Origin of the sequence: Rhizobium aethiopicum (assembly GCF_900094625.1) — a bacterium.
Classification (GTDB): domain Bacteria; phylum Pseudomonadota; class Alphaproteobacteria; order Rhizobiales; family Rhizobiaceae; genus Rhizobium; species Rhizobium aethiopicum.
Window position 1 is genome coordinate 1 of sequence record NZ_FMAJ01000001.1, and the last position, 26,700, is coordinate 26,700.

Annotated in this window: 27 protein-coding genes; 21 read left to right on the forward strand and 6 right to left on the reverse strand. The window is 61.1% G+C overall.

All coding sequences use genetic code 11. The features are described from left to right. A partial coding sequence (locus GA0061105_RS00005; RefSeq protein WP_425348738.1) for a calcium-binding protein occupies positions 1-1,002 on the forward strand: 1,002 nt, incomplete at its 5' end. 255 nt (positions 1,003-1,257) lie between these two features. Here the strand turns inward: GA0061105_RS00005 and GA0061105_RS32685 are convergent. Further along, positions 1,258-1,431 (reverse strand): hypothetical protein, encoded by a 174-nt coding sequence (locus tag GA0061105_RS32685; RefSeq protein ID WP_020921649.1) that lies wholly within the window; start codon positions 1,429-1,431, stop codon positions 1,258-1,260. A 125-nt stretch (positions 1,432-1,556) separates the two neighbouring features. Between GA0061105_RS32685 and GA0061105_RS00015 the strand changes: the two genes are divergently transcribed. After that, positions 1,557-1,757 (forward strand): hypothetical protein, encoded by a 201-nt coding sequence (locus GA0061105_RS00015; protein ID WP_064692058.1) that lies wholly within the window; start codon positions 1,557-1,559, stop codon positions 1,755-1,757. Position 1,758: 1 nt separating this feature from the next. Continuing rightward, a complete protein-coding gene (locus GA0061105_RS00020; protein ID WP_064692057.1) occupies positions 1,759-1,968 on the forward strand; it encodes a hypothetical protein in 210 nt (69 codons plus the stop codon). 131 nt (positions 1,969-2,099) lie between these two features. Here the strand turns inward: GA0061105_RS00020 and GA0061105_RS00025 are convergent, their stop codons facing one another. Both GA0061105_RS00025 and ftsZ read right to left on the reverse strand, forming a co-directional pair. Continuing rightward, positions 2,100-2,384, reverse strand: a complete 285-nt coding sequence (locus tag GA0061105_RS00025; protein ID WP_245304179.1) for a hypothetical protein — start codon at positions 2,382-2,384, stop codon at positions 2,100-2,102. A 310-nt stretch (positions 2,385-2,694) separates the two neighbouring features. Beyond that, positions 2,695-3,717, reverse strand: coding sequence for a cell division protein FtsZ (ftsZ, locus tag GA0061105_RS00030; RefSeq protein ID WP_064692056.1), 1,023 nt, complete (start codon positions 3,715-3,717; stop codon positions 2,695-2,697). A 311-nt stretch (positions 3,718-4,028) separates the two neighbouring features. Between ftsZ and GA0061105_RS00035 the strand changes: the two genes are divergently transcribed. From GA0061105_RS00035 to GA0061105_RS00125, 18 genes are all read left to right on the forward strand, one after another. Further along, positions 4,029-4,439, forward strand: coding sequence for a hypothetical protein (locus GA0061105_RS00035; protein ID WP_092747193.1), 411 nt, complete (start codon positions 4,029-4,031; stop codon positions 4,437-4,439). 393 nt (positions 4,440-4,832) lie between these two features. Continuing rightward, complete coding sequence (blh, locus tag GA0061105_RS00040) at positions 4,833-6,113, forward strand: bifunctional sulfur transferase/dioxygenase Blh (RefSeq protein ID WP_092747195.1); 1,281 nt, start codon at positions 4,833-4,835, stop codon at positions 6,111-6,113. A gap of 101 nt (positions 6,114-6,214) precedes the next feature. Continuing rightward, complete coding sequence (locus GA0061105_RS00045) at positions 6,215-6,778, forward strand: hypothetical protein (RefSeq protein ID WP_092747197.1); 564 nt, start codon at positions 6,215-6,217, stop codon at positions 6,776-6,778. A gap of 157 nt (positions 6,779-6,935) precedes the next feature. Next, positions 6,936-7,859, forward strand: coding sequence for an MYG1 family protein (locus GA0061105_RS00050; protein WP_092748231.1), 924 nt, complete (start codon positions 6,936-6,938; stop codon positions 7,857-7,859). Between the two features lie 255 nt (positions 7,860-8,114). Next, positions 8,115-8,504, forward strand: coding sequence for a c-type cytochrome (locus tag GA0061105_RS00055; protein WP_245304181.1), 390 nt, complete (start codon positions 8,115-8,117; stop codon positions 8,502-8,504). Positions 8,505-8,646: 142 nt separating this feature from the next. Then, on the forward strand, positions 8,647-9,462 hold the full coding sequence (locus GA0061105_RS00060; RefSeq protein WP_064692051.1) for a cytochrome c oxidase subunit II: 816 nt from the start codon (positions 8,647-8,649) through the stop codon (positions 9,460-9,462). Positions 9,463-9,531: 69 nt separating this feature from the next. Continuing rightward, a complete protein-coding gene (ctaD, locus tag GA0061105_RS00065; RefSeq protein WP_092747201.1) occupies positions 9,532-11,307 on the forward strand; it encodes a cytochrome c oxidase subunit I in 1,776 nt (591 codons plus the stop codon). Further along, positions 11,304-12,017, forward strand: coding sequence for a cytochrome c oxidase subunit 3 (locus GA0061105_RS00070; protein WP_092747203.1), 714 nt, complete (start codon positions 11,304-11,306; stop codon positions 12,015-12,017). Before ctaD ends, GA0061105_RS00070 begins: the two co-directional genes overlap by 4 nt. 24 nt (positions 12,018-12,041) lie before the next feature. Beyond that, on the forward strand, positions 12,042-12,764 hold the full coding sequence (locus GA0061105_RS00075) for a heme-copper oxidase subunit III family protein (RefSeq protein WP_092747205.1): 723 nt from the start codon (positions 12,042-12,044) through the stop codon (positions 12,762-12,764). 7 nt (positions 12,765-12,771) lie between these two features. Further along, a complete protein-coding gene (locus GA0061105_RS00080) occupies positions 12,772-13,137 on the forward strand; it encodes a cytochrome C oxidase subunit IV family protein (protein ID WP_092747207.1) in 366 nt (121 codons plus the stop codon). 155 nt (positions 13,138-13,292) lie between these two features. Beyond that, positions 13,293-13,874: a dienelactone hydrolase family protein gene (locus GA0061105_RS00085; protein WP_064692046.1), complete on the forward strand. Its 582-nt coding sequence runs from the start codon at positions 13,293-13,295 to the stop codon at positions 13,872-13,874. Between the two features lie 143 nt (positions 13,875-14,017). Then, the gene (locus tag GA0061105_RS00090) at positions 14,018-15,025 is read left to right on the forward strand and encodes a helix-turn-helix domain-containing protein (protein ID WP_092747209.1); all 1,008 of its coding nucleotides are present in this window, start codon (positions 14,018-14,020) and stop codon (positions 15,023-15,025) included. A gap of 244 nt (positions 15,026-15,269) precedes the next feature. Further along, positions 15,270-16,631: an efflux RND transporter periplasmic adaptor subunit gene (locus GA0061105_RS00100; protein ID WP_092747211.1), complete on the forward strand. Its 1,362-nt coding sequence runs from the start codon at positions 15,270-15,272 to the stop codon at positions 16,629-16,631. 85 nt (positions 16,632-16,716) lie between these two features. Then, positions 16,717-17,421 carry an ABC transporter ATP-binding protein gene (locus tag GA0061105_RS00105; RefSeq protein WP_092747213.1) on the forward strand — a complete coding sequence of 235 codons (705 nt, stop codon included), beginning with the start codon at positions 16,717-16,719 and terminating at the stop codon, positions 17,419-17,421. Next, positions 17,418-18,554, forward strand: coding sequence for an ABC transporter permease (locus tag GA0061105_RS00110; protein ID WP_092747215.1), 1,137 nt, complete (start codon positions 17,418-17,420; stop codon positions 18,552-18,554). Before GA0061105_RS00105 ends, GA0061105_RS00110 begins: the two co-directional genes overlap by 4 nt. Positions 18,555-18,558: 4 nt before the next feature. Further along, positions 18,559-19,785: an ABC transporter permease gene (locus GA0061105_RS00115; protein WP_092747217.1), complete on the forward strand. Its 1,227-nt coding sequence runs from the start codon at positions 18,559-18,561 to the stop codon at positions 19,783-19,785. 380 nt (positions 19,786-20,165) lie between these two features. Then, positions 20,166-21,653: a right-handed parallel beta-helix repeat-containing protein gene (locus tag GA0061105_RS00120; RefSeq protein ID WP_092747219.1), complete on the forward strand. Its 1,488-nt coding sequence runs from the start codon at positions 20,166-20,168 to the stop codon at positions 21,651-21,653. A 312-nt stretch (positions 21,654-21,965) separates the two neighbouring features. After that, entirely contained in the window at positions 21,966-23,432 is a 1,467-nt protein-coding gene (locus GA0061105_RS00125) for a right-handed parallel beta-helix repeat-containing protein (protein ID WP_167358497.1), read from the forward strand. A 53-nt stretch (positions 23,433-23,485) separates the two neighbouring features. Here GA0061105_RS00125 and GA0061105_RS00130 read toward each other — a convergent pair whose 3' ends face one another. From GA0061105_RS00130 to GA0061105_RS00140, 3 genes are all read right to left on the reverse strand, one after another. After that, entirely contained in the window at positions 23,486-23,767 is a 282-nt protein-coding gene (locus GA0061105_RS00130; protein WP_092748233.1) for a nodulation protein, read from the reverse strand. A 106-nt stretch (positions 23,768-23,873) separates the two neighbouring features. Next, entirely contained in the window at positions 23,874-24,653 is a 780-nt protein-coding gene (locus GA0061105_RS00135; protein ID WP_092747223.1) for a dioxygenase family protein, read from the reverse strand. Between the two features lie 119 nt (positions 24,654-24,772). After that, positions 24,773-26,674 (reverse strand): potassium transporter Kup, encoded by a 1,902-nt coding sequence (locus GA0061105_RS00140; protein WP_092747225.1) that lies wholly within the window; start codon positions 26,672-26,674, stop codon positions 24,773-24,775. Between the last annotated feature and the right edge of the window lie 26 nt (positions 26,675-26,700).

A 26,700-nucleotide genomic window follows, 5' to 3' on the forward strand; every position in this document is an offset into this window, starting at 1 on the left:
GACACGCTGAGCGTCAGCTCGCTCGACGGCACGGCCAGCTACAACATCGTCGTCGCCATCACCGGCGCAGATGATGGGCCAGCTAGGCAGGCACCGACTGACATTAGGCTGACGCCTGTCGTTCCGGCGGACAGCGTCAACTTCAATAATTTCGAGTTCAGTGGTCTGCTGTCAGCGACTGATCCCGACGCAGGTGGGTTCAGCTTCAGCATTGCTTCGCAGTCTAATCCGGGCTTGTTTTCGATAACCGGCAATACGCTTAATTCGGGTGCGCTATCGACGAACGGCACATTTTCAGTGACGGTAACGGCAACGCAGACCGGTGATCCTATAGGGCCGGCCTTCGAAATGACCGAGACCTTCACCGTTATCACCGGTGGCAATGGCAACTCAGTCGACAATCCGACCGGTGGAACGGGCGACGATGTGCTCTACGGCGGTGGCGGTAACGATATGATGTTTGGGCTCGGAGGTGACGACACTCTTTTCGGCCAAGACGGCAACGACACCCTCAACGGTGGTGCCGGCAACAACACCCTGACCGGGGGCGTGGGAAATGACACTTTCTTTTTGCAGAAGTTTGCCAACACCACGAACCATATGACTGACTTCAACGCTGGGACGAATAGCACAACCGTGGACAGGTTCCAGTTGGACGTTGGAGGTGGCACGTTCGAGTTCGCGGTCGGCAACAACGATACAAACGTGGACAATGTGAAGGTGGGGAACAACGGCACGATCAATGTTGCCGGAACGGAGGTTGCCGTGAAAACGGACGTGAGTGTCACGAATGCAACCGTCCAGAGCACCATCAATGGTTACAGCAACATTACCACAGGTGCATTGTTCGTGTTCCACAATACGGATCTCGGCCATGCGGCGGTCTACTACGATCAGAACCCAAGTTCAGCCGGCGGCGCGGTGCTCGTAGCTGAATTCGACAACATCACCACCCTCGGCGGGCTTGCAAATCTCAACTCCGGCGACTTCTTGTTTGGCTGAGCCGGTCTACGATCACCACCAGCATTCACAGGGCCTGCCGACCATGAGCGCAACCCGATGGAGACCTCGCCTAAGGCGTCAGTGTTAGGATCGGTCGGCGGCGCTGGCAGATGCTCTTCCGACAGCAGCGAGACGCTACGCTCATTCTCGTGCTCGGACCTGACGGGGACGTCGCGGAAGTTTGTGCGCCCAGCACACTGGGCGCGAAGGAATTCATCAGGCAGGGTCATCACAGGCGGTGCGGCCCTGCCGCCCTCAATTGCTCCCGTCGTTCGGCCGGGCCTTGGCACTGTCGTTGGTGGTGTCCGAAGCGGTCTTGCCGTCCGGCTGCTGGCCGAAATAAGTGCCGCCGAGGTGGCCGCCGGCGCTGGTGTTTCTGACCTGCTGTTCCGCGCGTTTTTGCAGTTCACGAACGTTGGTCTTGCTCATGTTCGGCTCCTTTTTCGAGGTTCACGACTTTTCACCAACCGATGGGGGCCGACACGGTTCCAAATTTTCTGCCGGAACACTTCCCGGCTTTCGCGGTTTCCCTTACTCAACAGGGAGTAACGACGATGGGCATGACAACCCCCAAGGACGGGCCTCCGGGCACCACCGATCAGTCCCCCCGCTGGGAAGGACCGAAAGGAAACACTCCGCGCGGTTACCTCAAACCCAAGGACGATCCGGATAAAAACCGCGATGCCAACGGCGAGAACAACCGCGACCCGGAAATGAGCGACATCTCGGACGCGCTGAAGCAGAAGGGCGAATGACATGGGCGATCCGAAAAAGGACGCGGCTGGCCAGTTCGCCAAATCCCAAGCCGACCGCAAAGCCAGCGGCGTGGCGAGCGCCAAGCCAACCGTGATCACCGGCTCCGAGGATGCCACGGTGAACAAAAATCCGCCGGGCAAGAAGAAGCCAGAGAAGGACTGGGACATCAACTACGATCCCGCCGACACGAACGAGGGGCGGATGCGCTGAGCTGTCGGTGCAACCGCCTAATCCGGCGTCCTTCGGCTTAGGTAACCCGCCGAGATGATCCGCCGCGGGACTCAACAAGTCCCGCCTCATGGGGATTTTACCGGCAGCAATTGATCTGCTGGCGGCGGCATTCAATTGACCACTTTCACGCTCAACACGCCATCTTCGGTCTTCCCCTCCTCATAAGGCGAGCGGATGACGAGCCGGTCGATACCGGTGTAGCCTTTGTCAGCCGTATAATAGCCGACGACGCCCTTGGTCTTGACGGTTTCGCATTTCGAGGTTTTTCCGTCGAGTTTGGGGAAAAGCGGCTCGTGGACGATTTCGAGGCGCCCGTGTTTGGGCTTTTCGACAACATCCATGGCCGGATAGTCGATATGGCGGCAGTCGTCGTCGATATGCCAGTTCTTGGCCACCAGCGTTCTGACGCCGCTGCGTACCGTGACTGACAGCGAATGCTGTCGGGAGCCCCCGGAGGTTGTCGTGCAGCTCGAAAGGAGAACCGCCGTTAGTGATAATGCGGCTGATACGAATAGGTTTTTCAATTTTTTGCTCAATTTCTGCCGAGCCCGCTGGCATTTTGACGCGCATCCTCCGACTCCCCTCATGCTGAGGCGCGTAGCGTGAAGGGCGACGAAGCAATGCGCCGCAGCATTCGTCTTGCATTTTTGGGAGCGATGTTTATCCGGCCAGTGCTGGCAAACCGGCCGGTATAACTGCGGTCGTTTACTGCAGCGTACGCGTCTGAATCGGTTCGGCAGGCGCGTGAGAAGGGGACGCGGACAGAGAGGTTGCTTCCAGGCCGGTCGCCACCACCGAGACGCGGAATTTGCCGTCGAGGCTGCGGTCGAAAATCGCGCCGACGACGATATCGGCGTCGTCCTGTACTTCGTCGCGGATCCGGCTTGCCGCCTCGTCCACTTCGAACAGGGTCATATCCGAGCCGCCCGAAATCGAAATCAACACGCCTCTGGCGCCTCTCATAGAGATGTCGTCCAGAAGCGGGTTGGCGATTGCCGCTTCCGCCGCCTTCATCGCCCGGCTTTCGCCGGCGGCTTCGCCCGTACCCATCATCGCGCGGCCCATGCCCTGCATGACGGACTTCACGTCGGCGAAATCGAGGTTGATCAGGCCTTCCTTGACGATGAGGTCGGTGATGCAGCCGACGCCGGCAAAGAGCACGCGATCGGCGGTCATGAAGGCATCGGCGAAGGTGGTTTTCGCATCAGCGATGCGGAAGAGGTTCTGATTGGGAATGACGATAACGGTATCGGCGGCCTGACGAAGCGCCTCGATGCCGGCTTCCGCCGTCCGCATGCGGCGATTGCCCTCGAAGGTAAACGGCTTGGTGACGACGCCGACGGTCAGGATGCCGGCCGCACGTGCGGCGCGCGCGATGACAGGGGCGGCACCCGTTCCCGTTCCTCCACCCATGCCGGCGGTGACGAAGCACATGTGCGACCCCGCCAGATGATCCATGATCTCATCGATCGATTCTTCTGCCGCCGCATGGCCGATTTCCGGCAGGGAACCGGCGCCCAAGCCCTCCGTCACATTCGCGCCGAGCTGGATGCGGCGCGACGCCTTTGAGGTGGCGAGAACCTGGGCATCGGTATTCGCGGCGACGAATTCGACGCCTGCCAGCTTTTCCGCGATCATATTGTTGATCGCATTGCCGCCGCCGCCGCCGACGCCGACCACGGTGATTTGCGGCCGCAGCCCGGTAATGCCGCTCTTGGCGTCCGTCATCGCACTCTCCTTTGATATCTCGTTCCCGCACGCCCTCATCGCGGACAGCGAATCGGCGTTGAGCATAGTCGTCCAACAAGGCAGAGGCGAGGCGAAAGAAGCGGCGCCGGCCTTGAGTCGCGCGAAGTTCTTGTCAGTTCTCTGTCGGCTAGTCCGAAACGGCGGGCACGCATGGCGTCTCCTCTCACCGCCGTGGCGTCTTTGCAGGCGGAACGTTCAGGCGCGTTGCAGATCACAAGCTCCCGCGTGGTGTGAACTAAAGCCGCGCCTCGGTGTTTACAGGCATGTGTCTTCTCTGAAAGGAACATCCCATGCAAAGATTTCTGCTATCCGGTCTTGCCCTTGCAGCATCGGTCGCCACCGCCTTCGCCCAGCAGCCGCCCGCCTCATCATCCGCCCCACCAGCCTCCGGGGAGCCGCCCGCAGCGACCGAGCCGGCGTCGCCCCCTCCGCCGTCTGCGACTGATGACGAGGAGGGGATGCGTCGCGGCCAGGACGAGCCGTCACGAGACCGCCCCGACTACCGGTGGCATGGTTCGAAAGGTGACATGGGCTTCCATGGTTACCGGGGTCATCGCCTGCCGCCGCAGCCCAAGGCAGCCCATTTCGAGATCGAGGATGGAAACACCCGGATCGATTTGAAATGCGCCGAGGACGAACCGATGAAGGTGTGCGCCGATCTGTTGCTCCAGGTGATAGATCGCCTGCAGGGCCAGGATTGACTTCACGCATCCGCTTGACGCGAATGCGTTACGACGACCTAACGCCCGCGTTCTCTTAGGGGCGCGGGCTTCACCAAAGCTCCGGCTTGGTGCGATCTGCTGCTTCAAGCACTGGCAGAAGGGAGGAACTCTTCAGATGTCGATTGCGCAAGGCTCGCGCCAGCTTCGATTGGCAGAAGGGAAGCATTGATTCCTCCCAGGATTTAATCCCAACCGATTTTGAGCATAAGCAGCCCCGCCAATGATTGGCGGGGCTTTTTCGCTGACGCTCGGCAAGGAGGGCGTGTTCTGTGAGCGGGAGAGCAGCCTCCTCTATTCTTGCGCTAATACTTGTGAGATTGTACCACCATACATGCGATACTGCTGCGTAATCAGGGCGGCGCGGAGGCTTCGATGATGCCCGTGAGGGTCAATGAGCGGATATCGGTGGCGGGGCAGCCCGATCCAGCCGATTTTGCCGATTTCGCCACGCAGGGCTTCGCCGCCGTCATCAACGCCAGGCCTGAAGGCGAGGAGCCGGGCCAGCCGGGCAATGCGGCGGAAAAGATGTCCGCTGCCGCTGCCGGGCTTTCCTACAGCTTCGTGCCGGTGAAGGGGAACGAGATCACCGAGGCGGATATTCGCGCCTTTCAGGCGGCGATGGCTGAGGCGAAAGGGCCAGTGGTCGCCCATTGCAAGAGCGGCACACGAGCATTGACACTTTATGCGCTGGGCGAGGTGCTCGACGGGCGGATGAAGGCGACAGATGTTCAGACGTTCGGCGAAGGCCTCGGCTTCGATCTTGCCGGCGCCTGCCGCTGGCTGGAAAAAGTGGCAAGCCAGCGGCCTCAGGTGAAAGCCTTCTTCGAGCCGCATACCTGCAGCGTACAATATGTCGTTTTCGATCCGGTGACGAAACGCTGCGCGATCGTCGATCCGGTGCTCGACTTCGACGAGATGTCGGGCGCGACCGGAACGGTGAACGCCGATGCAATGCTTGCCTTCATCGAGAGCGAGCGGATGACGGTCGAATGGATCCTCGACACGCACCCGCATGCCGATCATTTCTCCGCCGCCCATTATCTCCAGGAGAAGACCGGCGCGCCGACGGCAATCGGCGTCCATGTCACCGATGTGCAGAGGCTTTGGAAAGCAATCTATAACTGGCCGGCGCTCGCAACCGACGGCTCGCAATGGGACCGGCTCTTTGCCGATGGCGACACGTTCGAAATCGGCGGTCTTACGGGCCGTGTGATGTTTTCGCCCGGCCACACGCTGGCATCGGTCACCTACGTGATCGGCGACGCCGCCTTCGTGCACGATACGATGTTCACGCCGGATTCGGGGACTGCGCGAACGGATTTTCCGGGCGGCAGTGCGACCGCCCTCTGGCGCTCGATCCAGGCGATCCTGTCGCTGCCCGAGGATACCCGACTGTTTTCCGGCCACGATTACCAGCCGGGCGGTCGTCACCCGCGCTGGGAAAGCACGGTCGCAGCCCAAAAGCGCGCGAATACGCATATTGCAGGCATAGACGAGGCCGGTTTCGTGGCGCTGCGTCAGGCGCGTGACCGCACGCTGCCCAAGCCGAAGCTGATGCTGCATGCGCTGCAGGTCAACATCCGCGGCGGCCGATTGCCGGAACCAGAGGATAACGGCCGCCGGTATCTGAAGATCCCGCTGGATGCCTTATAGCGGCGGCGAGGAGGGGACGGCCACCATGAGCTGACTGGCCATTTTGCCGGACTGGTCTATGATTTCTTGGGATGTGTCGCCCGGTGGAACGGAGTTTCGAAATGCTGGAACGAAATCAGCTTCCTTTGCGCCCGGCAACGCCCGGTTTCGCCGTCGCTTGGGTCACGGTCATTGCTAGCGCCAGCGTCGCTCTCAGCCTGGTTTTTGCCTGCGTCACGCCATTCGTTGCCCTGGCGGCAGTCTCAGCGGTCGCTCTTCCCCGGCGGATGGCGATTGTGGCGGTGCTGCTCGCCTGGCTTGCCAACCAGACGGTCGGATATCTCGTACTCGGCTATCCCCAAACCGTCGACAGCTTTGCCTGGGGGGTGACGATCGCTATTTCGGCATTTGCATCGCTCGCGGCATCACTCGGCGTACTCCGGTTCAATGCCAGCCCTGCCGTTACCATGGCCGGCGCATTCATGGCCGGGTTCGTTGCGTATGAAGCTGTGCTCTTTGCCGCGACCGCAGCGCTTCCGTCGGGCGATGGCGCGTTTTCGGCAGCAGTCGTCGCCGAGGTTCTTTTGATCAACGCTCTAGCCGTGACCGGGCTGATCTGCCTGCATATCGCAGCAGCGGCCGGCCGTGCGCTTGTCACAGCACAGCCGGGACCGGCGCTGCCATAGGCCTTCGTCACCATATCAGCCGTCGTGCCAAAACTGCCGCGCGCTTGTCGGCGCTTTGCGGAGTGCGCGAAGACGGGTTGAGATCGTGGCCGGCAACGGCTATCTGGTTCCGACCCGCAAGCGGATACTCCCGCGAACGACAAGGCCCGTTGCTTCCATGATCCCCGATTTTCTCATCACCCATTCCGGTGGTTTCCATGCCGACGAACTGCTGTCGAGCGTCATCCTGACACGGCTTTTCCCGCTCGCGCATCTGATTCGCAGCCGGGCGCCGGAATGGATCACGCCAGCCCCGGACCGGATCATCTATGATGTCGGCGGAGCCTACGATCCTGCGGCCGGCATATTCGACCATCACCAGCGCGGCGCGCCACTGCGCGACGATGGCCAGCCCTACAGCTCGTTCGGCCTGATCTGGAAGCATTACGGCCGCGAATATCTCGCAGCCTGCGGTCTTCCCGACGATCATGTCGAGGCCCTCCATGCCTCTTTCGACACCGGCTTCGTGCTGCCGATCGACCTGACCGACAATGGCGCGCTCAGCCCCTCAGGTCCTTTGGCGAGCCTGACGCTGCCGGCGCTGCTCGAAACCCTGAAACCGGTGTTTGATGAGGCCGAGCTCGAGGCCGACGATCGCGCCTTCCACGCGGCGCTGGCCATTGCCCGCAGTTTCGTCGAGGCGGGAATCGCCCAGAGGGCCGCGAAATTGCGGGCCGAGGCGATCGTGTATCGGGCAATCGAGGCTGCCGGGCAGGAGCGTGTTCTGGAATTGCCGAGAGGAATGCCTTTCCGTCCCGCCATCGTCAAGGCCGGCGCAGATCACCTGCTGTTCGTCGTCCACCCGCGCGAAAAAGACTGGTGCGTGACCGGTATCCGCCGCACCGACGAGGGGTTCGAGCTCCGGGCCGATCTGCCGATGGTCTGGGCCGGACTTGCCAATAGTGAGCTCGAAGCTGTTTGCGGCATAAAGGGTGCGAGCTTCTGCCATAATGGCCGCTTCATCGCTGCCGCCAAAACCCGCGAAGCGGCGCTTGCCTTGGCCGAACTGGCGGTGCAAGAGGCGCTTTCGGACGGTATATAGGCGTGATGGCGGCAATGGAGATGGCCCGAGGCGGCGCCGCTCTCCAGTACATTATCGCGCTGGCTGAAAGTCGGTCCGGATGGTTTTTGCGTCGGGCGGATAGGGTATCGAATTGCGCCCAGATGGCAGCGATCGTGGAAGCGATTGACTTGCAGCCGCGAAGGACTAACTTTAACCAATAGCAACCACCACCCCCGCGCGAATGATCGCGGAGGGTGAGAGTGGCTGGCGACCTTGAGGAGGATGAGGTTTGCCGTGGACTACCGTGTTGTTCTGCTGATCGCTACATCCGTCATTAGCTTTTTGCCTGCTGGCGCCGGGGCGCAGGAAGGCGACGCGACGGCGGGAGCTACCGTTTTTAAGAAATGCGCGACCTGTCATGTCGTCGATTCCGACACGAACAAGGTCGGTCCGTCGCTGAAAGGGTTGTTCGGCCGCAAGGCCGGAACGCATCCGGGTTTTGCCTATTCGAGCGGGATGAAGGCGGCCGGTGAGGGAGGGCTCGTCTGGGACGAAGCGACGCTGCGTGACTACCTGCATAATCCGAAAGCGAAGGTGAAGGGCACGAAGATGGCTTTCGTCGGAGTGAAGGATGATCAGGAGATCACCAATCTCGTCGCTTATCTCAAGCAATACTCACAATGACGGCAATACTCCAAATGGCGGGCGGGGCCGGCCATGCATGCTTAAATCGCGGTAATTGCCGACATTTTCTATTTATGCGATAATAAATTCGACAGTTTTGAGGAATGCGGTTTCGCGGTCGGTCGGCCCAGGAGGGGCGGAAATGGCTGTTGTGCTGATTCTCGTCCTGCTTGTCGTCGGCTCCGTGTTGTTCCACGTGCTGAGCCCGTGGTGGTGGACGCCGATCGCGTCAAACTGGACCTATATCGACAGCACGCTCGTCATCACCTTCTGGATCACCGGCATCGTCTTCGTGGCGGTGATTTCCTTCATGGCCTATTGCGTCTTCCGCTTTCGACACAGACCGGGCAACCGGGCCGCCTACGAGCCTGAGAACCGCAGACTGGAATGGCTGCTGGCGGGGGGAACCGCGCTCGGCGTCGCCGCCATGCTCGCGCCGGGCCTTGTCGTCTGGAACCAGTTCGTGACGGTGCCAGACGATGCCGCACCTGTGGAGGTCGTCAGCCAACAATGGCTTTGGAGTTTCCGCCTGCCGGGCGCAGACGGCAAGCTCGGCCGCGCGGAGACCCGCGACATCAGTGCCGACAATCCGCTCGGGCTGGACAAGAACGATGCAAACGGGCTCGACGATGTCATCGTCGAAGGCGGTGAATTGCATCTGCCTGTGGGGAAACCGGTGCGCATGTTGCTGCGTTCGGTCGATGTCCTTCACGATTTCTATGTGCCGGAATTCCGGGCCAAGATGGACATGATCCCCGGCATGATCACCTATTTCTGGTTCACGCCGACCCGGACCGGAAGCTTCGAGATCCTATGCGCCGAACTTTGCGGCGTCGGCCACTCGCAGATGCGCGGCACCGTCGTGGTCGATGAAGCCGCGGACTATCAGGCTTGGCTCGAGCAGCAGCAGACATTCACCCAGCTCATGGCATCGGGAGAGGCGCCGCCGGCAAACTGAACCTGCAGAGCGGCCGGAGGACGCGTGCCGGTTGATATCAACCGGCGGGAAGGAAACGGAGGAGATATCATGGTCGAGATTCCGTCCGGCGGCGCAGATGTCATCCCGCCCGCCGAAGTCGAGGATGTCGAACTCTATCATCCCAGGAGCTGGTGGACGAAATATGTGTTCAGCCAGGATGCCAAGATCATTGCCGTGCAATATTCGCTGACCGCCATCGCCATCGGCCTGGTGGCGCTGGTGCTTTCCTGGCTGATGCGGATTCAGCTCGCCTTTCCCGGCTATTTCACATTCATCGATGCCGATCACTATTACCAGTTCATCACCATGCACGGCATGATCATGGTGATCTATCTCTTGACGGCGCTCTTCCTCGGTGGCTTCGGCAACTACCTCATTCCGCTGATGGTCGGCGCCCGCGACATGGTGTTCCCTTACGCGAACATGCTGAGTTACTGGATCTATCTGCTCGCCGTTCTGATCCTGGTCGCGGGCTTTTTTGCCCCCGGCGGCCCGACGGGGGCGGGCTGGACGCTTTATCCGCCGCAGGCGGTTCTATCAGGCACGCCAGGCGGCAAGGACTGGGGCATCCTGCTCATGCTCTCTTCGCTGATCGTCTTCATCATCGGCTTCACCATGGGCGGGCTGAATTATGTGGTGACCGTGCTGCAGGGTCGGGCGCGGGGCATGACGCTGATGCGGATGCCGCTCACCGTCTGGGGCATTTTCACCGCGACCGTGATGGCGCTGCTCGCCTTTCCCGCGCTATTCGTCGCCTGCGTCATGATGATGTTCGACCGCCTGCTCGGCACCAGCTTTTTCATGCCCGCCATTGTCGAAATGGGCGAGCAACTCCAACATGGCGGCGGCAGCCCGATCCTGTTCCAGCACCTGTTCTGGTTCTTCGGCCACCCGGAAGTCTATATCGTGGCGCTTCCGGCCTTCGGCATCGTTTCGGATCTGATCAGCACCCATGCGCGCAAGAACATCTTTGGCTACCGCATGATGGTCTGGGCGATCGTCATCATCGGCGCCCTGAGCTTCATCGTCTGGGCGCATCACATGTATGTCAGCGGCATGAACCCGGCCTTCGGCTTCTTCTTCGCCACCACGACGCTGATCATCGCCATCCCGACAGCGATCAAGGTCTACAATTGGGTGCTCACGCTGTGGCGCGGCGACATTCATCTGACGCTCCCCATGCTCTTTGCCCTCGCTTTCATCGTCACTTTCGTCAATGGCGGGCTGACCGGCCTGTTCCTCGGCAATGTCGTCGTCGACGTGCCGCTGTCGGATACGATGTTCGTCGTCGCGCATTTCCACATGGTCATGGGCGTGGCGCCGATCCTCGTCATCTTCGGGGCGATCTATCACTGGTATCCGAAGGTCACGGGGCACATGCTGAACGAGGCGCTTGGCCAGATCCATTTCTGGGTCACCTTCCTCGGCACCTATGCGATCTTCTTTCCGATGCATTATCTCGGCCTGCTCGGTGTGCCGCGCCGCTACTTCGAGCTCGGAGAAATAGCCTTCGTTCCGCCGTCGGCCCACACGCTGAACGTCTTCATCACCGTCATGGCGCTCGTCGTCGGGGCGGCGCAGATCGTCTTCCTGTTCAACCTGGTCTGGAGCCTTTCGCGGGGCAGGGAGGCGGGCGGCAACCCATGGCGGGCAACGACGCTCGAATGGCAGACGCCGCAGACGCCGCCGGCGCACGGAAACTGGGGCAAGGAGCTGCCGGTGGTCTATCGCTGGGCTTATGATTACAGCGTTCCGGGGGCGGCAGAGGATTTCATTCCGCAGACAGAGCCGCCAAGCGGCGTCACGCGGGAGGTTCCGGCATGAGCGTCACGCTGATCTTCCTTGCCTTGATCGGCGCCATCATCGTCTGGTGGCTGGCCGGACAGCGGCTGACCTCAAAGCCCTGGCTGGAGACCGGATCCATTCCTCCGCCCGACATTGCCGGCGCCGACCCGCGGCCGGCGCCGGCGGTCAAAATCGGCCTCTTCGTCTTTCTCGGCGTCGTCGGCGCCGTCTTCAGCCTTTCCGTCAGCGCCTATTTCATGCGCATGGCATCGGCGGACTGGTGGGCTACACCGGTGCCGCGGCTGCTCTGGATCAACACCGCTGCGCTGGCATCAAGCAGCGCTGCGCTGGAATGGGCGAAAAGCCAAGCGAGGCATGAGCGCATGGAACGCCTGCGGCCGGCGCTTGTCGCTGCATTTGTCCTTGCCGGCTTCTTTCTCGTCGGCCAGATCCAGGCGTGGCGAGAGCTTGCGGCCGCCGGCTACGTACTTGCCGACAATCCCGCCAATAGTTTCTTCTACATGCTGACCGGCCTGCACGGTCTGCATATTCTCGGTGGGCTTGCCGTGCTCGCTCACACGACCTTGAAGGCATTCACGAGCGAGGCAACGACGGAGCGGCTGAACCTCAGCGTCGACCTTTCAGCGATTTACTCTCACTTCATGCTCGCCGTCTGGCTCATTCTCTTTGCGCTCTTTGCCGGATGGGCGAACGATTTCGTCGATCTCTGCCGCACATTGCTCAATTAGAGCGCCGAACCGGGAGATTTGCAGATGGCACAGACTGTCGAAACACACGGCGACCCCAACGTCATCAGACCGGCGGGCCTGCGCGGTGTCGCTGCGGATTTCGCCTCGGATCAGCGCGCCTTCAAGAGCGCCTCCTGGGGCAAGGCGATGATGTGGATCTTTCTCCTCAGCGACACTTTCGTCTTCGGCTGTTTCCTGATTGCCTATATGACCGCCCGCATGTCGACGCCCGTTGCATGGCCCAATCCGAGCGAGGTCTTCGCGCTACATATAGGTGGCCAGAACGTTCCGCTGATCCTGATTGCGATCATGACCTTCGTGCTGATCTCGAGCAGCGGCACCATGGCGATGGCGGTCAATTTCGGCTATCGACGCGACCGCGGGAAGACGGCGGCGCTGATGCTGCTGACGGCGCTTCTCGGGGCAACCTTCGTCGGCATGCAGGCTTTCGAATGGACGAAGCTGATCACCGAAGGCGTGCGCCCCTGGGAGAATCCCTGGGGCGCGGCGCAGTTCGGATCGACCTTCTTCATGGTAACGGGCTTTCACGGCACCCATGTCACGATCGGCGTCATCTTCCTCCTCATCGTCGCGCGCAAGGTCTGGCGCGGCGATTTCGATGAGGAACGGCGCGGCTTCTTCACCAGCCGGCGAGGGCAGTACGAGGCCGTCGAGATCATGGGCCTCTACTGGCATTTCGTCGATCTGGTCTGGGTCTTCATCTTTGCATTCTTCTATCTGTGGTGAGGTCGTCATGAGCGAGACAACGGTACACGGGCAGACCCATACGGCGCATGCACAGGCACATACCGGGCAGCAACACCCGATCCGGCTCTATCTCTTCGTCTGGGGCCTGCTTTTCGTGCTCAGCGCCTTTTCCTACATGATCGATTATCTCGGCATTCAGGGTTATGTCAGGTGGACGCTGATTCTTGTGTTCATGATGCTGAAGGCCGGCCTGATCGTTGCCGTCTTCATGCATATGGCGTGGGAGCGGCTGGCGCTCGTCTACGCCATCCTGCTGCCGCCGGTGCTGGTGCTGGTCTTCGTGGCGCTGATGGTATCGGAATCGCAGTATACGATTTTCACCCGGCTCGCCTTTTTCGGCGCTACGCCCTGAGCGGCGCTATTCGCTTTGGCGAACTCGCGCCTCCCAGCCCTGACTGTAAAGCGGGCAACTTCCTCTAGTAAGACAGCATGCGCCCATCGACCCGAAAATCGATTCCGATTTTTGGGCCGATGCGCTAGAGCTTTGATCGTCAGGAGGGGCTTGATATGGCTGAAGTGTTATTGTTCCACCACGCACAAGGGTTGACCCCCGGCGTGCGTGCCTTCGCCGACGAGATCGAGGCAGCCGGCCACATAGTGCACACGCCTGACCTATTCGAGGGCCGGACGTTCGCGAGCATCGAGGACGGGCTCGCCTATGTCCGCGAGATCGGATTCGAAGCCGTCCGGGAACGTGGCGTTCGGGTCGCCGACGAACTGCCTGCCGAACTGGTCTATGCCGGCTTCTCATTCGGTGTGCTGCCGGCGCAGAAGTTGGCGCAAACTCGACCTGGCGCCCGCGGAGCTATGCTTTTCCATTCCTGCCTGCCGATCAGCGGCGAGTGGGCCTTCGGACCTTGGCCGGACGGTGTCCCGGTCCAGATCCACGGCATGGACAAGGATCCGATCTTCGTCGGCGAGGGCGACATCGATGCCGCCCGCGAGATCGTGGCAAAGGTCGCCGACGCGGAGCTCTTCCTCTATCCCGGCGACCAGCACTACTTCGCCGACAGCTCGCTTCCGTCATTTGACGCTGATGCAGCCGCGCTCCTCACTGCCCGCGTGCTTGCGTTTCTGGGGCGCGTCTGATTTCGGCGTTCATGGCTTGCTCGTACCCAGCGGCCGACAATCCAAAAAATGTCAGATAAACGCGTCCTAAAACACGATGGAGGTCGCGCTCAAAGGCAGACTCGGCAATGATGGCGCCGTTTGCCATACCGGTCTTAGACCCCATGATCTTCATTCCTCTTCCCTTCGTCGCTGCCCTCCTGCTGCTCATCCTGTTCGTCGTGGTCCTCAGGCGCGACGAGGAGGCGGCGCCAAACCTGCCTTTTCTGGCGCTGATCCTGCTTTCGGCGCTGCAATCCGTGCTTTCCGGCCTGCGTTGGGGTTATGGCATGCAAGCGGTGGGGCTGGTTGCGCCCGTGATGGCGGCGATGGTGCCGCCGCTTGCTTATGCCGGGGTTTCCAGACTGATGAGGACGAGCCGGCAGCCGCTTGCGGCACGGATCGGGCTGCATGCCGTGCCGGCTATCCTCATCCTGCTGCTGGTAGCCTTATGGCGGGACGCCATCGACATGGCGCTGGTGCTCGTCTTCGTCGGTTATGCGCTGGCGATCCTGCTTCTCATGCGCCCGGGGGCGGATGCACTGCGGCTCGCGCCATTCGAGGGGGCCGTGCCGGCCTATCGAGCAATTATCTTCGCGGCCGCCGCACTGTGTCTCTCGGCCGCCGTCGATATCTTTGTCTTTTTCGATTTGACCTCGGCACATGGCGAGCGGGCGCTGGCGCTGATCAGCGTGGGGAACCTCGCCGCCCTGGTTATTCTCGGCATCGCGGCGGCGGCCGCCAGCCGCAGCCGCGCGCCGGCGGAGGTGGCGGAGGCAGCGTCGAGGCCCGAATCCACCGAGGACAAGGAAACAATTGCGGCGGTCGATGCGCTGATGGAGGCGAAGAAGCTCTACCGCGACGCCAATCTCAACCTCGACAGGCTCGCCCGCAAGGCAGGCATCCCCGCCCGCCAGATCTCGGGAGCGGTCAACCGGGCGATGGATAAGAACGTCTCGCAATATGTCAATGACTACAGGATCGGCGAGGCCTGCCGCCTGCTGTCCGTCACGGAAAAATCGGTGACCGAGGTGATGTTCGAGGTCGGCTTCCAGACCAAGTCGAATTTCAATCGGGAGTTCAGGCGTGTGACCGATATGACGCCAGTGGCTTGGCGGCAGAGGAGGGAGTAAGGTGCGGGGCCACCCGGCCTTGCTCTTCTATTCGGGACTCGCCATTGATTGTTGTGGCGGGCATGCCATGGGACACCCCCCTCTGCCCTACCGGGCATCTCCCCCACAAGGGGGGAGATTGGCTGGGCGACATAGCTTTCTCAAACAACTAAAGCCCAAAACAACCAAAGCATTGTAATTGTCGATGCCGTTCGAGAGGGACCGATGGTCAAGCCTCTTGCCGATCTCCACCCTTGTGGGGGAGATGCCCGGCAGGGCAGAGGGGGGTGCCACACGGCAATACAGTTGTTGGGCGAGGCGCGCATGCGCAGTCACGGCCGCCAACAGTGCAGCCACCACGTACATAATCGCGATCGAGGACCGCCTGAAACATGTTCGAGGTCGCGGTTTTATCGCCGGCGGCCATTCTGTGGGCATGAACACGACATCGGAACATGAACGACACCTTGCCGCCAGCCTCAGATCGCTTTCGATTGTGCCCGCGGCCGTCGAGACGCAGCCGCCGGAACGCCGAGCCCGGCGGCTGGGAGTGTCAACGATGCTGGTCCTTGCGGGGGCGGTGTCGCTGACGGCGGTTCTTCTTTATCGGCCGGATGCGCTGGAGCGGATCGAGGCGACGCTTGCAAGGCTTATGGATGGCGACGCAGCGTCATCGGCTGGTGGAGCGGCGCTGCCAGTCATGGCTTTGCCCGAGGATACGGCGGTCGACAAAGCCGCGCCTAATCAGGACACGGTCGCACCGATCAGGGGTACGACCGCGCCGAGCCGCGAGATCAGCGGCTCCGGTTATGTCGTAGCGCCCGACATCACCACCGTCTTTTCCAGATATGAGGGGCGGATCGTCGCCGTCGAGGTAGAGGCGGGCGATCGCGTCGTCGCCGGGCAGGTGCTCGTGCGGCTCGATGATGCGGGTGCAGGCTTTGCGCTTCGAGGCGCTTACATAGAAAGGCGGGCGGCGGAGCTAACGCTGGAGGCGAGGAATATTACGCTCGTTCAGGCGCGGTCTTCGCTGGATCGTGCCGAGCGGTTGGCCGGGCGCGACGCCATGTCGGCCGAGGCGCTGGAGGCAGCGCGCACTGCCTTCGACACGGCCGGCAATGCCGCGGCACAAGCAAGGCAGGATCTCGAAAAGGCGAAGCTCGATATCGACAGGGCGCGCGAGCAGGTCGAGGCGCTGACCGTGCGGGCGCCGATTGCTGGCACCGTGACGCGGCTTGATGCGCATTCCGGCGACACGGTGCTGTCACGCGAGGACAGCGTGCGTGAGAATGAAAGCCTGCTCGCCATCACCGATATGACCAGCCTGGCGATCGATGCCGATGTCGCCGAGGCCAACATGGCGCTGCTGCGGCCGGGTCTCAAAGGCGAGGCGGTGCTCGACGGCTTTCCCGATAAGCCCTTCGCGGTCGAAGTGGCCAAAGTTGCGCCGGTCATTTCCAAGGAGAAGGGCACGGTGATGTTGCGCCTGTCGGCCTCTTCGCCGCCACCGGGCATGCGGCCTGCGATGGCCGTGCGCATCCGGCTGGTAGTTGGCGAGGAGCCAGCGGGTACTCACACAGCACCGTCCTTCGAGGCTCCGGCCGCTGGCCTGCGCATCTCAGGATGAGGGCTGATCGGTGTGCCGCGAGTTGAGCGGTTCCGTTGCCGCGAACCTTCAAGCCGATGACCAGTAACCGCAAAGGAACAGAAGCATGACAGACACCACAGAAGCCTATATCGCCCTTGCCGGCGTCAGGAAGTCCTTCAGGATCGGAGCGGGGACGATACCGATTTTTTCCGGACTCGATCTTTCCATTCCTCGCGGGGATTTCGTCGCTGTCATGGGGCCTTCTGGTTCCGGGAAGTCGACATTGCTCAATATGCTCGGTGGTATCGACAGCCCCGATGCCGGCAAGATCAGGGTCGGCCGCAGCCATCTCGAGCAGATGGGCGAAGGGGCAAGAGCGGTCTGGCGGGCACATGCCATGGGCATCGTCTTCCAGTTTTACAATCTGCTGCCGATGCTGAATGCGGCGGAGAACATCGAGCTGCCGCTGCTATTGAAGCCGCTCGGCCGCAAAGAGCGGCGGGCCCGCGTCGATACGGTCATGGATCTCGTCGGGCTTGCGGGCCGGCAGCGACAGTTTCCGTCGAGCATGTCCGGCGGGCAGCAGCAGCGCGTCGGCATTGCGCGGGCCATCGTCACCGATCCCGATCTCATTCTCTGCGACGAGCCGACCGGCGATCTCGATCGCAAATCGGCCGATGATATCCTGGAGATGCTGAGCTTTCTCAATCGCGAGCTTCAGAAGACCATCATCATGGTCACGCATGATCCCGAGGCCGCTTCCTTTGCCCGGCGCACGCTGCATCTCAACAAGGGCGAATTCGTCAGCGAAGAAAGGCCGGGCAGATGACCTTCTTCCAGCTCATGCGGCGCAATGTCTGGCGCAAGCGGCTGCGCGCCATTTTGCTGATGTTCTCAGTCGGCATCGCCTTCCTGATCTACGGCCTTACGGCCAGCTTCGTCAGCGGCAGCCAAGGGGCGGCGGGCGCCAGCGACAATCTGCTCGGCGTCTTTAACAAATCCAGCCGCGGGCTGCCGCTGCCGCTGGCTTACCTCAGCCGGATCGCGGCCGAGGGCGATGTCGCGGCGGTCGCCTATACCGCGCGCATGCGGGGTTTCGTCGACGTAGAAAAGAACGTGGTTGCCGTCAGCGCCGTCGATCCACTGGCGATCGCCGCGGCCAACGGCGACGAGCTGAGACTGACGCCGGAGCTGATCGCGGCAATGGAAGAGGCTGGCGATCGGGTGCTGGTCGGCAGGGCTCTAGCAAAAGCTGAGGGCTGGTCGATCGGCCAGCGCATCGGCTTTACCGGGCAGCTTAGGGCTGACGGCAGCCGGAATTGGAGCTTCACGATCGCGGGCATTTTTGAGGGCGCAGATGCCAGCTCGGACACCTATTTCATGCTCGCCCGCTACGACGCCATCAATGCCGCCCGTGCGCGCGACAAGGATACGGTCGACGCCTTCGTGGTACGTCCGCGCCCGGGTGTATCGCCAAGTGTGCTGGCAGCCCGCATCGATGCCCTATTCGCCAATTCGGCGGCGCAGACGAGGACGCAGTCGGAAAAGCAGTTTCTTGAAGCGTTTCTCCGGCAATTCGCTGACATCGGCCTCATCGTGAGCCTCGTCGTGGGGGCGGTCTTCGTCACTATCCTGATGATCGCGGTCAACACTATGATCTTCGCGGTAAGGGAGCGGCGTTTCGAGATCGGCGTTCTGAAGGTGCTCGGCTTTTCCAGTCCACGGATTCTCGCGCTCATTCTTGGCGAGACGTTGTTTATCTTTCTTGTCGGCGGCGCCGGCGGACTTGGTCTCGCCAAGCTTGCGACGCTTTCCATCGGCCCGGAGTTCGGCCTCGTCTTCGGCACGACAGTGCTCGCGAAATCTCTCGCCATCATAGCGGGGCTCGGCCTGCTGACCGGGCTGCTGCCTGCGGTGATCGCCGTGCGCCTGCCCATCATCAACGCCTTCAGAACGAGATAATCCAATGTCGTCAACACTCAAGCAGACCTTTCTCATGATCAGAGTCAACCTCGGGAGCCTGCCGCGACGGCTGTGGATCTCGTTGTCGATGGTGTTGTCGGTCGCCCTCGTGGTGGCGGTGCTCTCAGGTTTCCTGGCGATGGCGCGCGGTTTCGAGGCCGCGCTCGCGGGCGCCGGCTCGCCTGATATAGCTGTGATTCTCGGCGGCGGCACCAACCAGGAGACTGGTTCGGAGGTGCCGGCCGAGGCAATCCGCAGTCTTGTGGCCATGAGCGGCGATACGGGCGTTGCCCGCGACGGAGCGGGCTTGCCGGTATTGTCACGCGAGACCATCGTTCCCGTCGATGTCAGACAAGGCGAAGGCGTCGAGCAGACGCTGTCGCTCAGGGGGATGGATCCGGCCGGCCCCGGTCTGCGCAAAGGCACGCGGCTTGTGCGGGGCCGGATGTTTTCGCAGGGCGCGCGCGAGATCGTCGTCGGCGCCCGCATAGCCGATACCTTTCCCGGCTTCGCAGTCGGCGACACGATCCGCTTCGGCGCGCTCGACTGGAGGATCGTCGGACATTTCAGTTCAGGCGGCAGCGCGTTTGAATCCGAGATCTGGGCGGATCTGGAGGCGGTGCAAGCGGCCTTCGACCGGCAGGGGCAGGTACAGAGCCTTCGAATGCGGCTCAACGGCGGAGGCGATCGCCCAAGAGCGCTGGCGGCGTTGCGTGATCGCCTGTCGGCCCTGCCCGGAACGCCGCTCGTCGCCGTCTCCGAGACTGACCTCTACACCGGCCAGGCCCAGCGGACTGAAAGCCTGATCCGGCTGTTCGGCTGGCCGGTCGCGCTGCTGATGGCGGTCGGTGCGGCGGCGGGCGCATTGAATACGATGATGAGTTCGGTTTCCGACCGCAGCATCGAGATCGCGACGTTGCGCCTCCTCGGCTTTGCCCGCCTGCCGGCCTTCACCGCCACCTGGGTGGAGGCGGTGCTGCTGTCGGTGGCCGGCGCCGGCCTCGGCGTCTTCGCCTCCAGGCTCGTTTTCGACGGTTGGCAGGCAAGCACGATGGGCGCCAACAACACCAGGATGGCCTTTCAGCTCGACGTCACTCCTGACGTGGTCTTCACCGCCGGCCTGCTGGGCCTTGCCATCGGCATCCTCGGCGGCGCGCTGCCTGCGATTGTCGCCGCGCGGCTGCCGCTGACTTCGGCATTACAGGCGAGGGGAGAAGTGACGCAGAGATGATCACCCATCCCCGTGTTGGGAGACGGCCTCGCGGGCCTTCTCACCACGGGGCTGATCGGCATGCGTGTCGCTGTGCCCGGGGATTAGCGAGCAGAATCAGGGGCTGTGCAGCCTTGACGCGAGGTACTTCCCGCCCGTGGTTCCCCGATTTATTCGCCTCTGAGTCGTTGTTTTCCCGGCTTGAGTTGCAGCTTTTCGGCGCCTCATCAGACCCGGCGCCAGTGCTTGTGGAATAAGGCTCGCAAACAGGTCCGCTGCCGCATTGACAACATTTTCTCGCCTTGTTGCCATGGCCGTTTGCCCCCGCCGCAGGAAATCGGCTGATCCCGGTCGATCCCGATGGCGACATAGCGATCCGACGAACAGGGCAACATGGCGATATGACAATCTACTATGTGAACTCAGCAGCTGGTTCCGACCGCAACAGCGGAACGACCCAGAACTCGGCTTTTGCGACTTTGTCCAAAGTGGAATCCTTGACGCTGAAACCAGGAGACAGCGTGCTTCTCGCCAAGGGGAGCGTGTTCAACGAACAGTTCGATATCAAATATTCCGGCAGCGAGAGCGCGCCGATCACGATCGGCAGCTACGGCACCGGCGCCGCACCTGTCATCCATAGCGGCGGTGACGGCATTCATAGTCTCTATGCCTCGAACATCGTGATCGAGAACCTCAAGATATCGAACACCGGCGGCCCTGGTATTTATGCTGGCAACGTCAAGAACTGGACGGTCCGAGACGTCGAGATCGCCAAGACGGGATTGTCGGAAAGCGACGGTGCCGTCACCTTCAGGAGCAGCCAGAACGTCACGATCCAAGACAGCAAGATAACGGGCGTTAACGGCGACGGCTTCTGGATCGAGAAGGTTAACGGCATAAAGCTTCTCAACAACACCGTCACCAGCGCGAACGGCTCGAGGGCCGATGCCGTACAGATCAACGACAGCAGCAATATTCTGGTCAAGGGCAATCATCTGGATCAGACCGATGCCAATAGTCCAAAGGGCGTAATAGCGCTGGTGCGGGCCACGGACGCGGTGATCGAAGATAATGTGCTGACCGGCGGCGGCTTCGGCATCAGCGCGCCAGCCGGCAATAATATTGCGATCCGCGACAACGACATCTCCGGATATCACGGTTACGACTGGTCCTTCGCAATCGGTCTCGGCGATCAGGGTGATTCGCGGGATTATGATATATCCGGCAACTACATCCATGACGGCGCGTGGGGGGTGGTCGTCACCGCCTCCAGCGGCACCAGCTATGTCCGCACCAATATCAAGGTCCATGACAATGTCTTCGACGACCTCACGCAGGCGGCGCTGAAGGTCGACAGGCCGGCATCCGGCTCCTTTTACGACAATACGATGGAGAGCGGCGTCAAGGCCACCAGTATATCGCCGGCCATCGCCGACGCGCACACCTTCACGGTCAAAAACAACCAAACGGTCGCCGATGTCGACACAATTCTGGCGAGCTCGGTTGCCGAGACTGCAGTACTGACGGAGGCGTCCGCCGATCAGGCCGTTGTCGCCGTGCACGACAATTTGAAGATCTTCACCGATACGGGAGCGGCCCATCGCGGCAACCTCCTCGAAAACGACAGCTCGGAGAACGGCACGCTGGCGCTGCGCCGCTTCGGTGATGAAAGCGTCGGCAAGCATGGTTTGACGTTGACTGGCGACTACGGCGTCATCCACGTGGATCGGCAAGGCAATTACGCCTATACGCTCGATGAAACGAAGCTTCCCGATCACAGCGGACATGTGAGCGAATCCTTCAGTTACCGGATCAATGACGGAACCTCGCATCATAGCGACACCGATACGCTGACCGTCTTCGTCCATCTGGATGGCTTGCTGAGCTGAATGTGAGGGGCGGGCTGATCACCCGCCCTCGTCCTTCGGGGCAGGCTCGCCCCGACCCTTCGCGACAGCATGGCAGGTTACCGTTTCATTCACCTTTCGGTCTTTGTTTTCTAGATTATTTTCTCGTAAGTTGTATTCTTCGGGACGTAGCCTCCGCCAGGCGCTTCCCGAGAGCAGGCAGGTCCATAGGCCCGCCTACCGTCGTCACGGCAATAGAACGCCATTTCAGCGTGGCCTTCAGCTCTCGACCGCATCCGATTCACTCGTTGCAGCCGGCCAGACGGCTGCGCGACAATGCGAGAACAAGGCGATATGACAGTCTATTATGTGAATTCAGCGACCGGCTCCAACACCAATGCCGGAACCAGTGCCGACGCGCCCTTTGCGTCGTTCTGGGCGGTGGAAAACCTGAAGCTGCAGCCGGGCGACAGCGTGCTGCTCGCCGCCGGCACCGTGTATAATGACCAGCTTGACCTGAAATACTCCGGCACCGTCGATGCCCCGATTACCATCGGCAGCTACGGCGTCGGCGACGCGCCTGTCATTCACAGCCCCAATGACGGCATTCATAGTCTCTATGCGTCGAACATCGTCATCGAGAATATAAAGATATCAGACACCGGCGGCGCAGCCATCTATGGCGGTTATGTCTCAAATTGGACCGTTCGTAACGTCGAAGTCGATCATACCGGCTTGACGAAATCCGGTTCCATCACCTTCCGCACCGGCTCGAACATCACGATCGAGAACAGCACGATCAACGACGTCAACGGCGACGGCATCTGGATCGAGAAGATCAAGGGCGTCACTCTTCTCAATAATACCGTCACCAATGCACACGGCACCGCGGCGGATGCCGTACAGTTAAACGACAGCAGCAACATCGTCATCAGCGGCAATTATTTCGATCAGACGGGTGCCGTGACGCCAAAGGGCGTACTGACGCTCGTCCGGCCCGTGGACGCTGTGATCGAGGGGAACACCATCATCGGCGGCGGATTCGGGATCAGCGCGCAGGCCGGCACGAATATCGCCATCCTTGATAACGACATCTCCGGCTATGGCGGTTACAGCTGGTCTTACGCCGTCGGCCTCGGCGATTCGGGCGACACACGCAACTACGACATATCCGGCAACTACATCCATGACGGCGTCTGGGGCGTATCGGTCAGCTCCGCCGGCACGGCGACCTATGTTCGTGAGGGCATCGATATCTATGGCAACCTCTTCGATGACCTGACCCAGGCAGCGTTGAAGGTCGACCGGCCGGCGTCCGGATCATTCCACGACAATTTCATCGCGAGCGATGTCACGCCATATAACATCTCCCCCACGGTCATCGCCGCAGGTACCTTTCCCGTCAGCGACAATACGACGATCGAAGAAGGTTTCACCACGCTCGCAAGCGCTGACAGTCTCGTCACAACGGATGCAAGCGTCAGCCACATGTGTGATGCCGGGCTCACTTCCCACGACGGTATAAATCTTACTTCCGACCAGACCGCATCAGACAAGGCCGGCCCCCAGAACGATCTTGTCAGGGAAAATGGTGTATCGGATGGAACCCTGCTGCTTCGTCACTTCGGCGAGCCGGCTTTCGAAAAGCACGGGCTGACACCTGGCAACGGCGATCACGGCGTTACGATTGAAGCCGCGGATCTCGCTGGCCCGGAAAGCGGCGGCGGCATTTCCCATAATGAGACCGCGCCTGTGCCACTGCATCATGCAGAGGCAGACGCCCCGACTTCCTCCATCCTTCAAGATAGCCTGCTGCACTGAGAACAGTGCCAGCATATCGCCGCCGCGGGAAGGTGCCGTGGCGGCAAGAGCGCTCAGCGGTCTTCGAACAGGGTTCGCAAGACGTCGGTTTCAATTTCAGCACAGATGATCTCGTATTCAGTGACGATCGCGGGGTCGGCCGACATATCCTTGCGCAAGCGGTCGAGGACGGAGCAGGCTTCGCCGTAAGCGCCGCACAGTTCATAGAGATGGGGCTGGTCCGCTGCGGCGGCTTTGATCGTCGCCCGCGTTGCGGGCAACCTCATCATCAACCTCGCCAGCCCCTGTTCGGCAGCAGGCTTGGCTATATGAGCAATGCCTTCCTGTCTGACCATGTCGTCATCCCTCGCGGCCTGAATTCTGCTCTCGAGGGTAGTACGCATAAATGCCGCGTCTGGTTTCATGCTTGATGCGGGAAAATGTCGCTCCGCCGCGATCGGCTCAGGAAGAAAGGCCGATTGTAATCGTGGCGGAAAGAACGCCGCCTTCGAGTTTTTCGAAATCGAATATGTGATCGGCAGCGTCCCTACCAGGGATGAGGCGGTCATCGTCGTTGCGCGTATTGCGGGGAGGGCGTCCAAGATAATCGGGATGCTCGCCATAGATCAAGTCGCTCAGTGCATCGTCGAAATAGACCTGGCTGACGAGAAGTTCGTTGCGTTCGACCAGGATGCGGCAGTGTACATGCGGGGTGCGGCCCTCATACCATCCCGGATAGGTCGTTAAAAAACTTGCCTGCCCGGCCTCATCGGTCAACTGACGGCCGCGAAAGGCGAGCCCGCTCACCGCCTCAGCATCGCCAAGCGTACACATTCTTGCAGCTTCCCGGCCGGAATAGATGCCACGATGATCGGTATGCCATATTTCGATATCGGCGTTGTTGACAGGACGGCAATCGGCTGCATGGACGATACGGACGGCCAGCCGCAATGGCAATCCGGCTTTACCTTCCGAGATGTCCTGCCGGACCGGGACATCGTTGACATAGCAGGGGCCAAGGGTCTGGGCGACGGTTATCACGCAATTTGGACGAGTGCGGAAGAGCGGCGCGGGCAGCTTTGCCAATGCGACGGACTTGGTACCGCCGCTCAGGAAATCACTGCCCTTCCAGTCGAATGTCCGGGCTGCCACCACGACGTGTCGCCGCGGCCAGATTGCCGCCGCAGCGATCGATGATGCGACAATAACTGCGCCACCAAGTACAAGGGTCCGCCTCTTCATATGTCCTCCTTGCCTCACGAAGTAGCATGTAAGGTGATAGGCCGGGGCTTCCAGTTAAATCACGGCAATGGTCGCCGGTGACGAGGCGGCGCCAAAGCGGGCCGAGGCGCCATCAGGCTCTAAATGGCAACCTGTTCGCCAAGCTCGACGACGCGATTTGACGGCAGATTGAAATAGTCGGAGGGATCGATTGCAAAGCCTTCCAATCCCATGAATATCCGTTCCTGCCAGCCGGGCAAACCGGTGTTCGGTGTCCTGACCAGGTTGCGGCGACCGAGGTAGAAGGACGTTTTCATGATCTCGAACTTGAAGCCTCCCTCCCGGCAAAGAGCCAAGGCTCTTGTGACATCCGGATCGTCCATGAAGCCGAAGGTAATGTCCAGGCGCACAAACCGCGGCGAGAGCTGGCTGAGTTTGATGCGTCTACTGTCGGGGACGTAAGGCTCGTCCTCGGTCCAGACGGTCAGGATCACGTTCTGTTCGTGGAGCACATGATTGTGCTTGAGATTGTGGAGCAGAACGCTCGGCGTCCGGTCCGGGACGCTAGTCAGAAAAACCGCGGTTCCCGGAACGGTGACCGGCGAATGGTCCGACTTCCGCTCGATCGACCGGATGAAGGAATCGAGCGGAATTTCGTTGTTGGCGCGCAGTCTCTTCAGGTAGGCCTGGCCGCGAGTCCACGTCCACATCAAAATCATGATCGCCAGCGCCAGGGCGATCGGAACCCAGCCGCCGTCATGGATCTTCAACAAATTGGCGGCCAGGAACAAGACTTCGATAATGAAGAGCGGCAGCAGCAGGGTGACTGCGAGCATGAGAGAGTAGCCCCAGACAGCCCGCAGGAACTGGAAGGACAGCATGGTCGAGATGACCATGGTTCCGGTCACAGAGATGCCGTAGGCAGTCGCCAGCGACTCGGAGTCGCCGAAGGAAAAGATCAGCATCAGTACGCCGACCAGCAGCAGAAGATTGACGCTCGGTACGTAAATTTGGCCGGTGTTGGTCTCCGACGTGAACTTGATCCGCAGCCTTGGCAGGAAGCCGAGATGAACCGCCGAGCGGGCCAAGGAAAACGCGCCGGTGATGACAGCCTGGCTGGCGATGATGGTCGCCATCGTTGCCAGGATGACCACCGGCAGCAGGATCCAATCCGGATACATCAGAAAGAACGGATTGGTGGCCGTTTCGGGATGGGCGAGAACAAGCGCGCCCTGGCCGAGATAGTTCAGGAGCAATGCCGGAAAGACGAGCACGAACCATGCCGTCTGGATGGGGCGGCGTCCGAAATGCCCGAGATCGGCGTAGAGCGCTTCGGCGCCCGTCACCGTCAGAAAGACGGCGCCGAGCACGATGAGCCCGACGCTGCCGGCATGAGCGAGGAATGAGAGCGCATTGATCGGATTGAGGGCGGCCAGAATCCTCCAGTCGTCGCCGATATGGATCAACCCGCCGACAGCCATGGCCAGAAACCACAAGACCGTTATCGGCCCGAAGAACGTAGAGACAGCTGCAGTCCCCCTCGACTGCGCCGCAAAGAGAACCATCATGATAGCAGCCGAGGCGAGCGGGACATAATCGGCGAAAGCCGGCGTGACCAGCTTCAGGCCTTCGAGCGCTGACATGACCGAGAGAGCAGGCGTGATCATCGCATCGCCTATGAAGAGCGCAGCTCCAATCAAGCCCGCGAAGAACATCACAGGCACGTTTCGTCCCATCTTCTTCATCAGGAGGGCAAGAAGCGAGAGAGTGCCACCTTCGCCGTCATTATCCGCCCTGAGAAGAAACAGAACATATTTGAAGGTCACGATGACGGTCAGCGTCCAGACCATCAGCGAAATCAGCCCGATCACCTCCGGCTCGTGTACGCCATCGGCGGCGAAGGGCCTGAGCGCCTCGCGAAAGGCATAAAGCGGACTGGTGCCGATGTCGCCATAGACGACGCCGACTGCGCCGACGACCAGTCCGACAAAGCCGCTACGGCTGGCGACGTCGCCGGTTTTGTCTGCATGTGTTGAAGTCATGTTTCCCCGCTCATGCCGCTTACCTA

Bases quoted from the DNA above. Each gene is read 5' to 3' on its own strand.
- GA0061105_RS32685 (WP_020921649.1), bottom strand. From the start codon at position 1,431: ATGAGCAAGACCAACGTTCGTGAACTGCAAAAACGCGCGGAACAGCAG.
- GA0061105_RS00015 (WP_064692058.1), top strand. From the start codon at position 1,557: ATGGGCATGACAACCCCCAAGGACGGGCCTCCGGGCACCACCGATCAG.
- GA0061105_RS00020 (WP_064692057.1), top strand. From the start codon at position 1,759: ATGGGCGATCCGAAAAAGGACGCGGCTGGCCAGTTCGCCAAATCCCAA.
- ftsZ (WP_064692056.1), bottom strand. From the start codon at position 3,717: ATGACGGACGCCAAGAGCGGCATTACCGGGCTGCGGCCGCAAATCACC.
- GA0061105_RS00035 (WP_092747193.1), top strand. From the start codon at position 4,029: ATGCAAAGATTTCTGCTATCCGGTCTTGCCCTTGCAGCATCGGTCGCC.
- blh (WP_092747195.1), top strand. From the start codon at position 4,833: ATGATGCCCGTGAGGGTCAATGAGCGGATATCGGTGGCGGGGCAGCCC.
- GA0061105_RS00045 (WP_092747197.1), top strand. From the start codon at position 6,215: ATGCTGGAACGAAATCAGCTTCCTTTGCGCCCGGCAACGCCCGGTTTC.
- GA0061105_RS00050 (WP_092748231.1), top strand. From the start codon at position 6,936: ATGATCCCCGATTTTCTCATCACCCATTCCGGTGGTTTCCATGCCGAC.
- GA0061105_RS00060 (WP_064692051.1), top strand. From the start codon at position 8,647: ATGGCTGTTGTGCTGATTCTCGTCCTGCTTGTCGTCGGCTCCGTGTTG.
- ctaD (WP_092747201.1), top strand. From the start codon at position 9,532: ATGGTCGAGATTCCGTCCGGCGGCGCAGATGTCATCCCGCCCGCCGAA.
- GA0061105_RS00070 (WP_092747203.1), top strand. From the start codon at position 11,304: ATGAGCGTCACGCTGATCTTCCTTGCCTTGATCGGCGCCATCATCGTC.
- GA0061105_RS00075 (WP_092747205.1), top strand. From the start codon at position 12,042: ATGGCACAGACTGTCGAAACACACGGCGACCCCAACGTCATCAGACCG.
- GA0061105_RS00080 (WP_092747207.1), top strand. From the start codon at position 12,772: ATGAGCGAGACAACGGTACACGGGCAGACCCATACGGCGCATGCACAG.
- GA0061105_RS00085 (WP_064692046.1), top strand. From the start codon at position 13,293: ATGGCTGAAGTGTTATTGTTCCACCACGCACAAGGGTTGACCCCCGGC.
- GA0061105_RS00090 (WP_092747209.1), top strand. From the start codon at position 14,018: ATGATCTTCATTCCTCTTCCCTTCGTCGCTGCCCTCCTGCTGCTCATC.
- GA0061105_RS00100 (WP_092747211.1), top strand. From the start codon at position 15,270: ATGCCCGGCAGGGCAGAGGGGGGTGCCACACGGCAATACAGTTGTTGG.
- GA0061105_RS00105 (WP_092747213.1), top strand. From the start codon at position 16,717: ATGACAGACACCACAGAAGCCTATATCGCCCTTGCCGGCGTCAGGAAG.
- GA0061105_RS00110 (WP_092747215.1), top strand. From the start codon at position 17,418: ATGACCTTCTTCCAGCTCATGCGGCGCAATGTCTGGCGCAAGCGGCTG.
- GA0061105_RS00115 (WP_092747217.1), top strand. From the start codon at position 18,559: ATGTCGTCAACACTCAAGCAGACCTTTCTCATGATCAGAGTCAACCTC.
- GA0061105_RS00120 (WP_092747219.1), top strand. From the start codon at position 20,166: ATGACAATCTACTATGTGAACTCAGCAGCTGGTTCCGACCGCAACAGC.
- GA0061105_RS00125 (WP_167358497.1), top strand. From the start codon at position 21,966: ATGACAGTCTATTATGTGAATTCAGCGACCGGCTCCAACACCAATGCC.
- GA0061105_RS00130 (WP_092748233.1), bottom strand. From the start codon at position 23,767: ATGGTCAGACAGGAAGGCATTGCTCATATAGCCAAGCCTGCTGCCGAA.
- GA0061105_RS00135 (WP_092747223.1), bottom strand. From the start codon at position 24,653: ATGAAGAGGCGGACCCTTGTACTTGGTGGCGCAGTTATTGTCGCATCA.
- GA0061105_RS00140 (WP_092747225.1), bottom strand. From the start codon at position 26,674: ATGACTTCAACACATGCAGACAAAACCGGCGACGTCGCCAGCCGTAGC.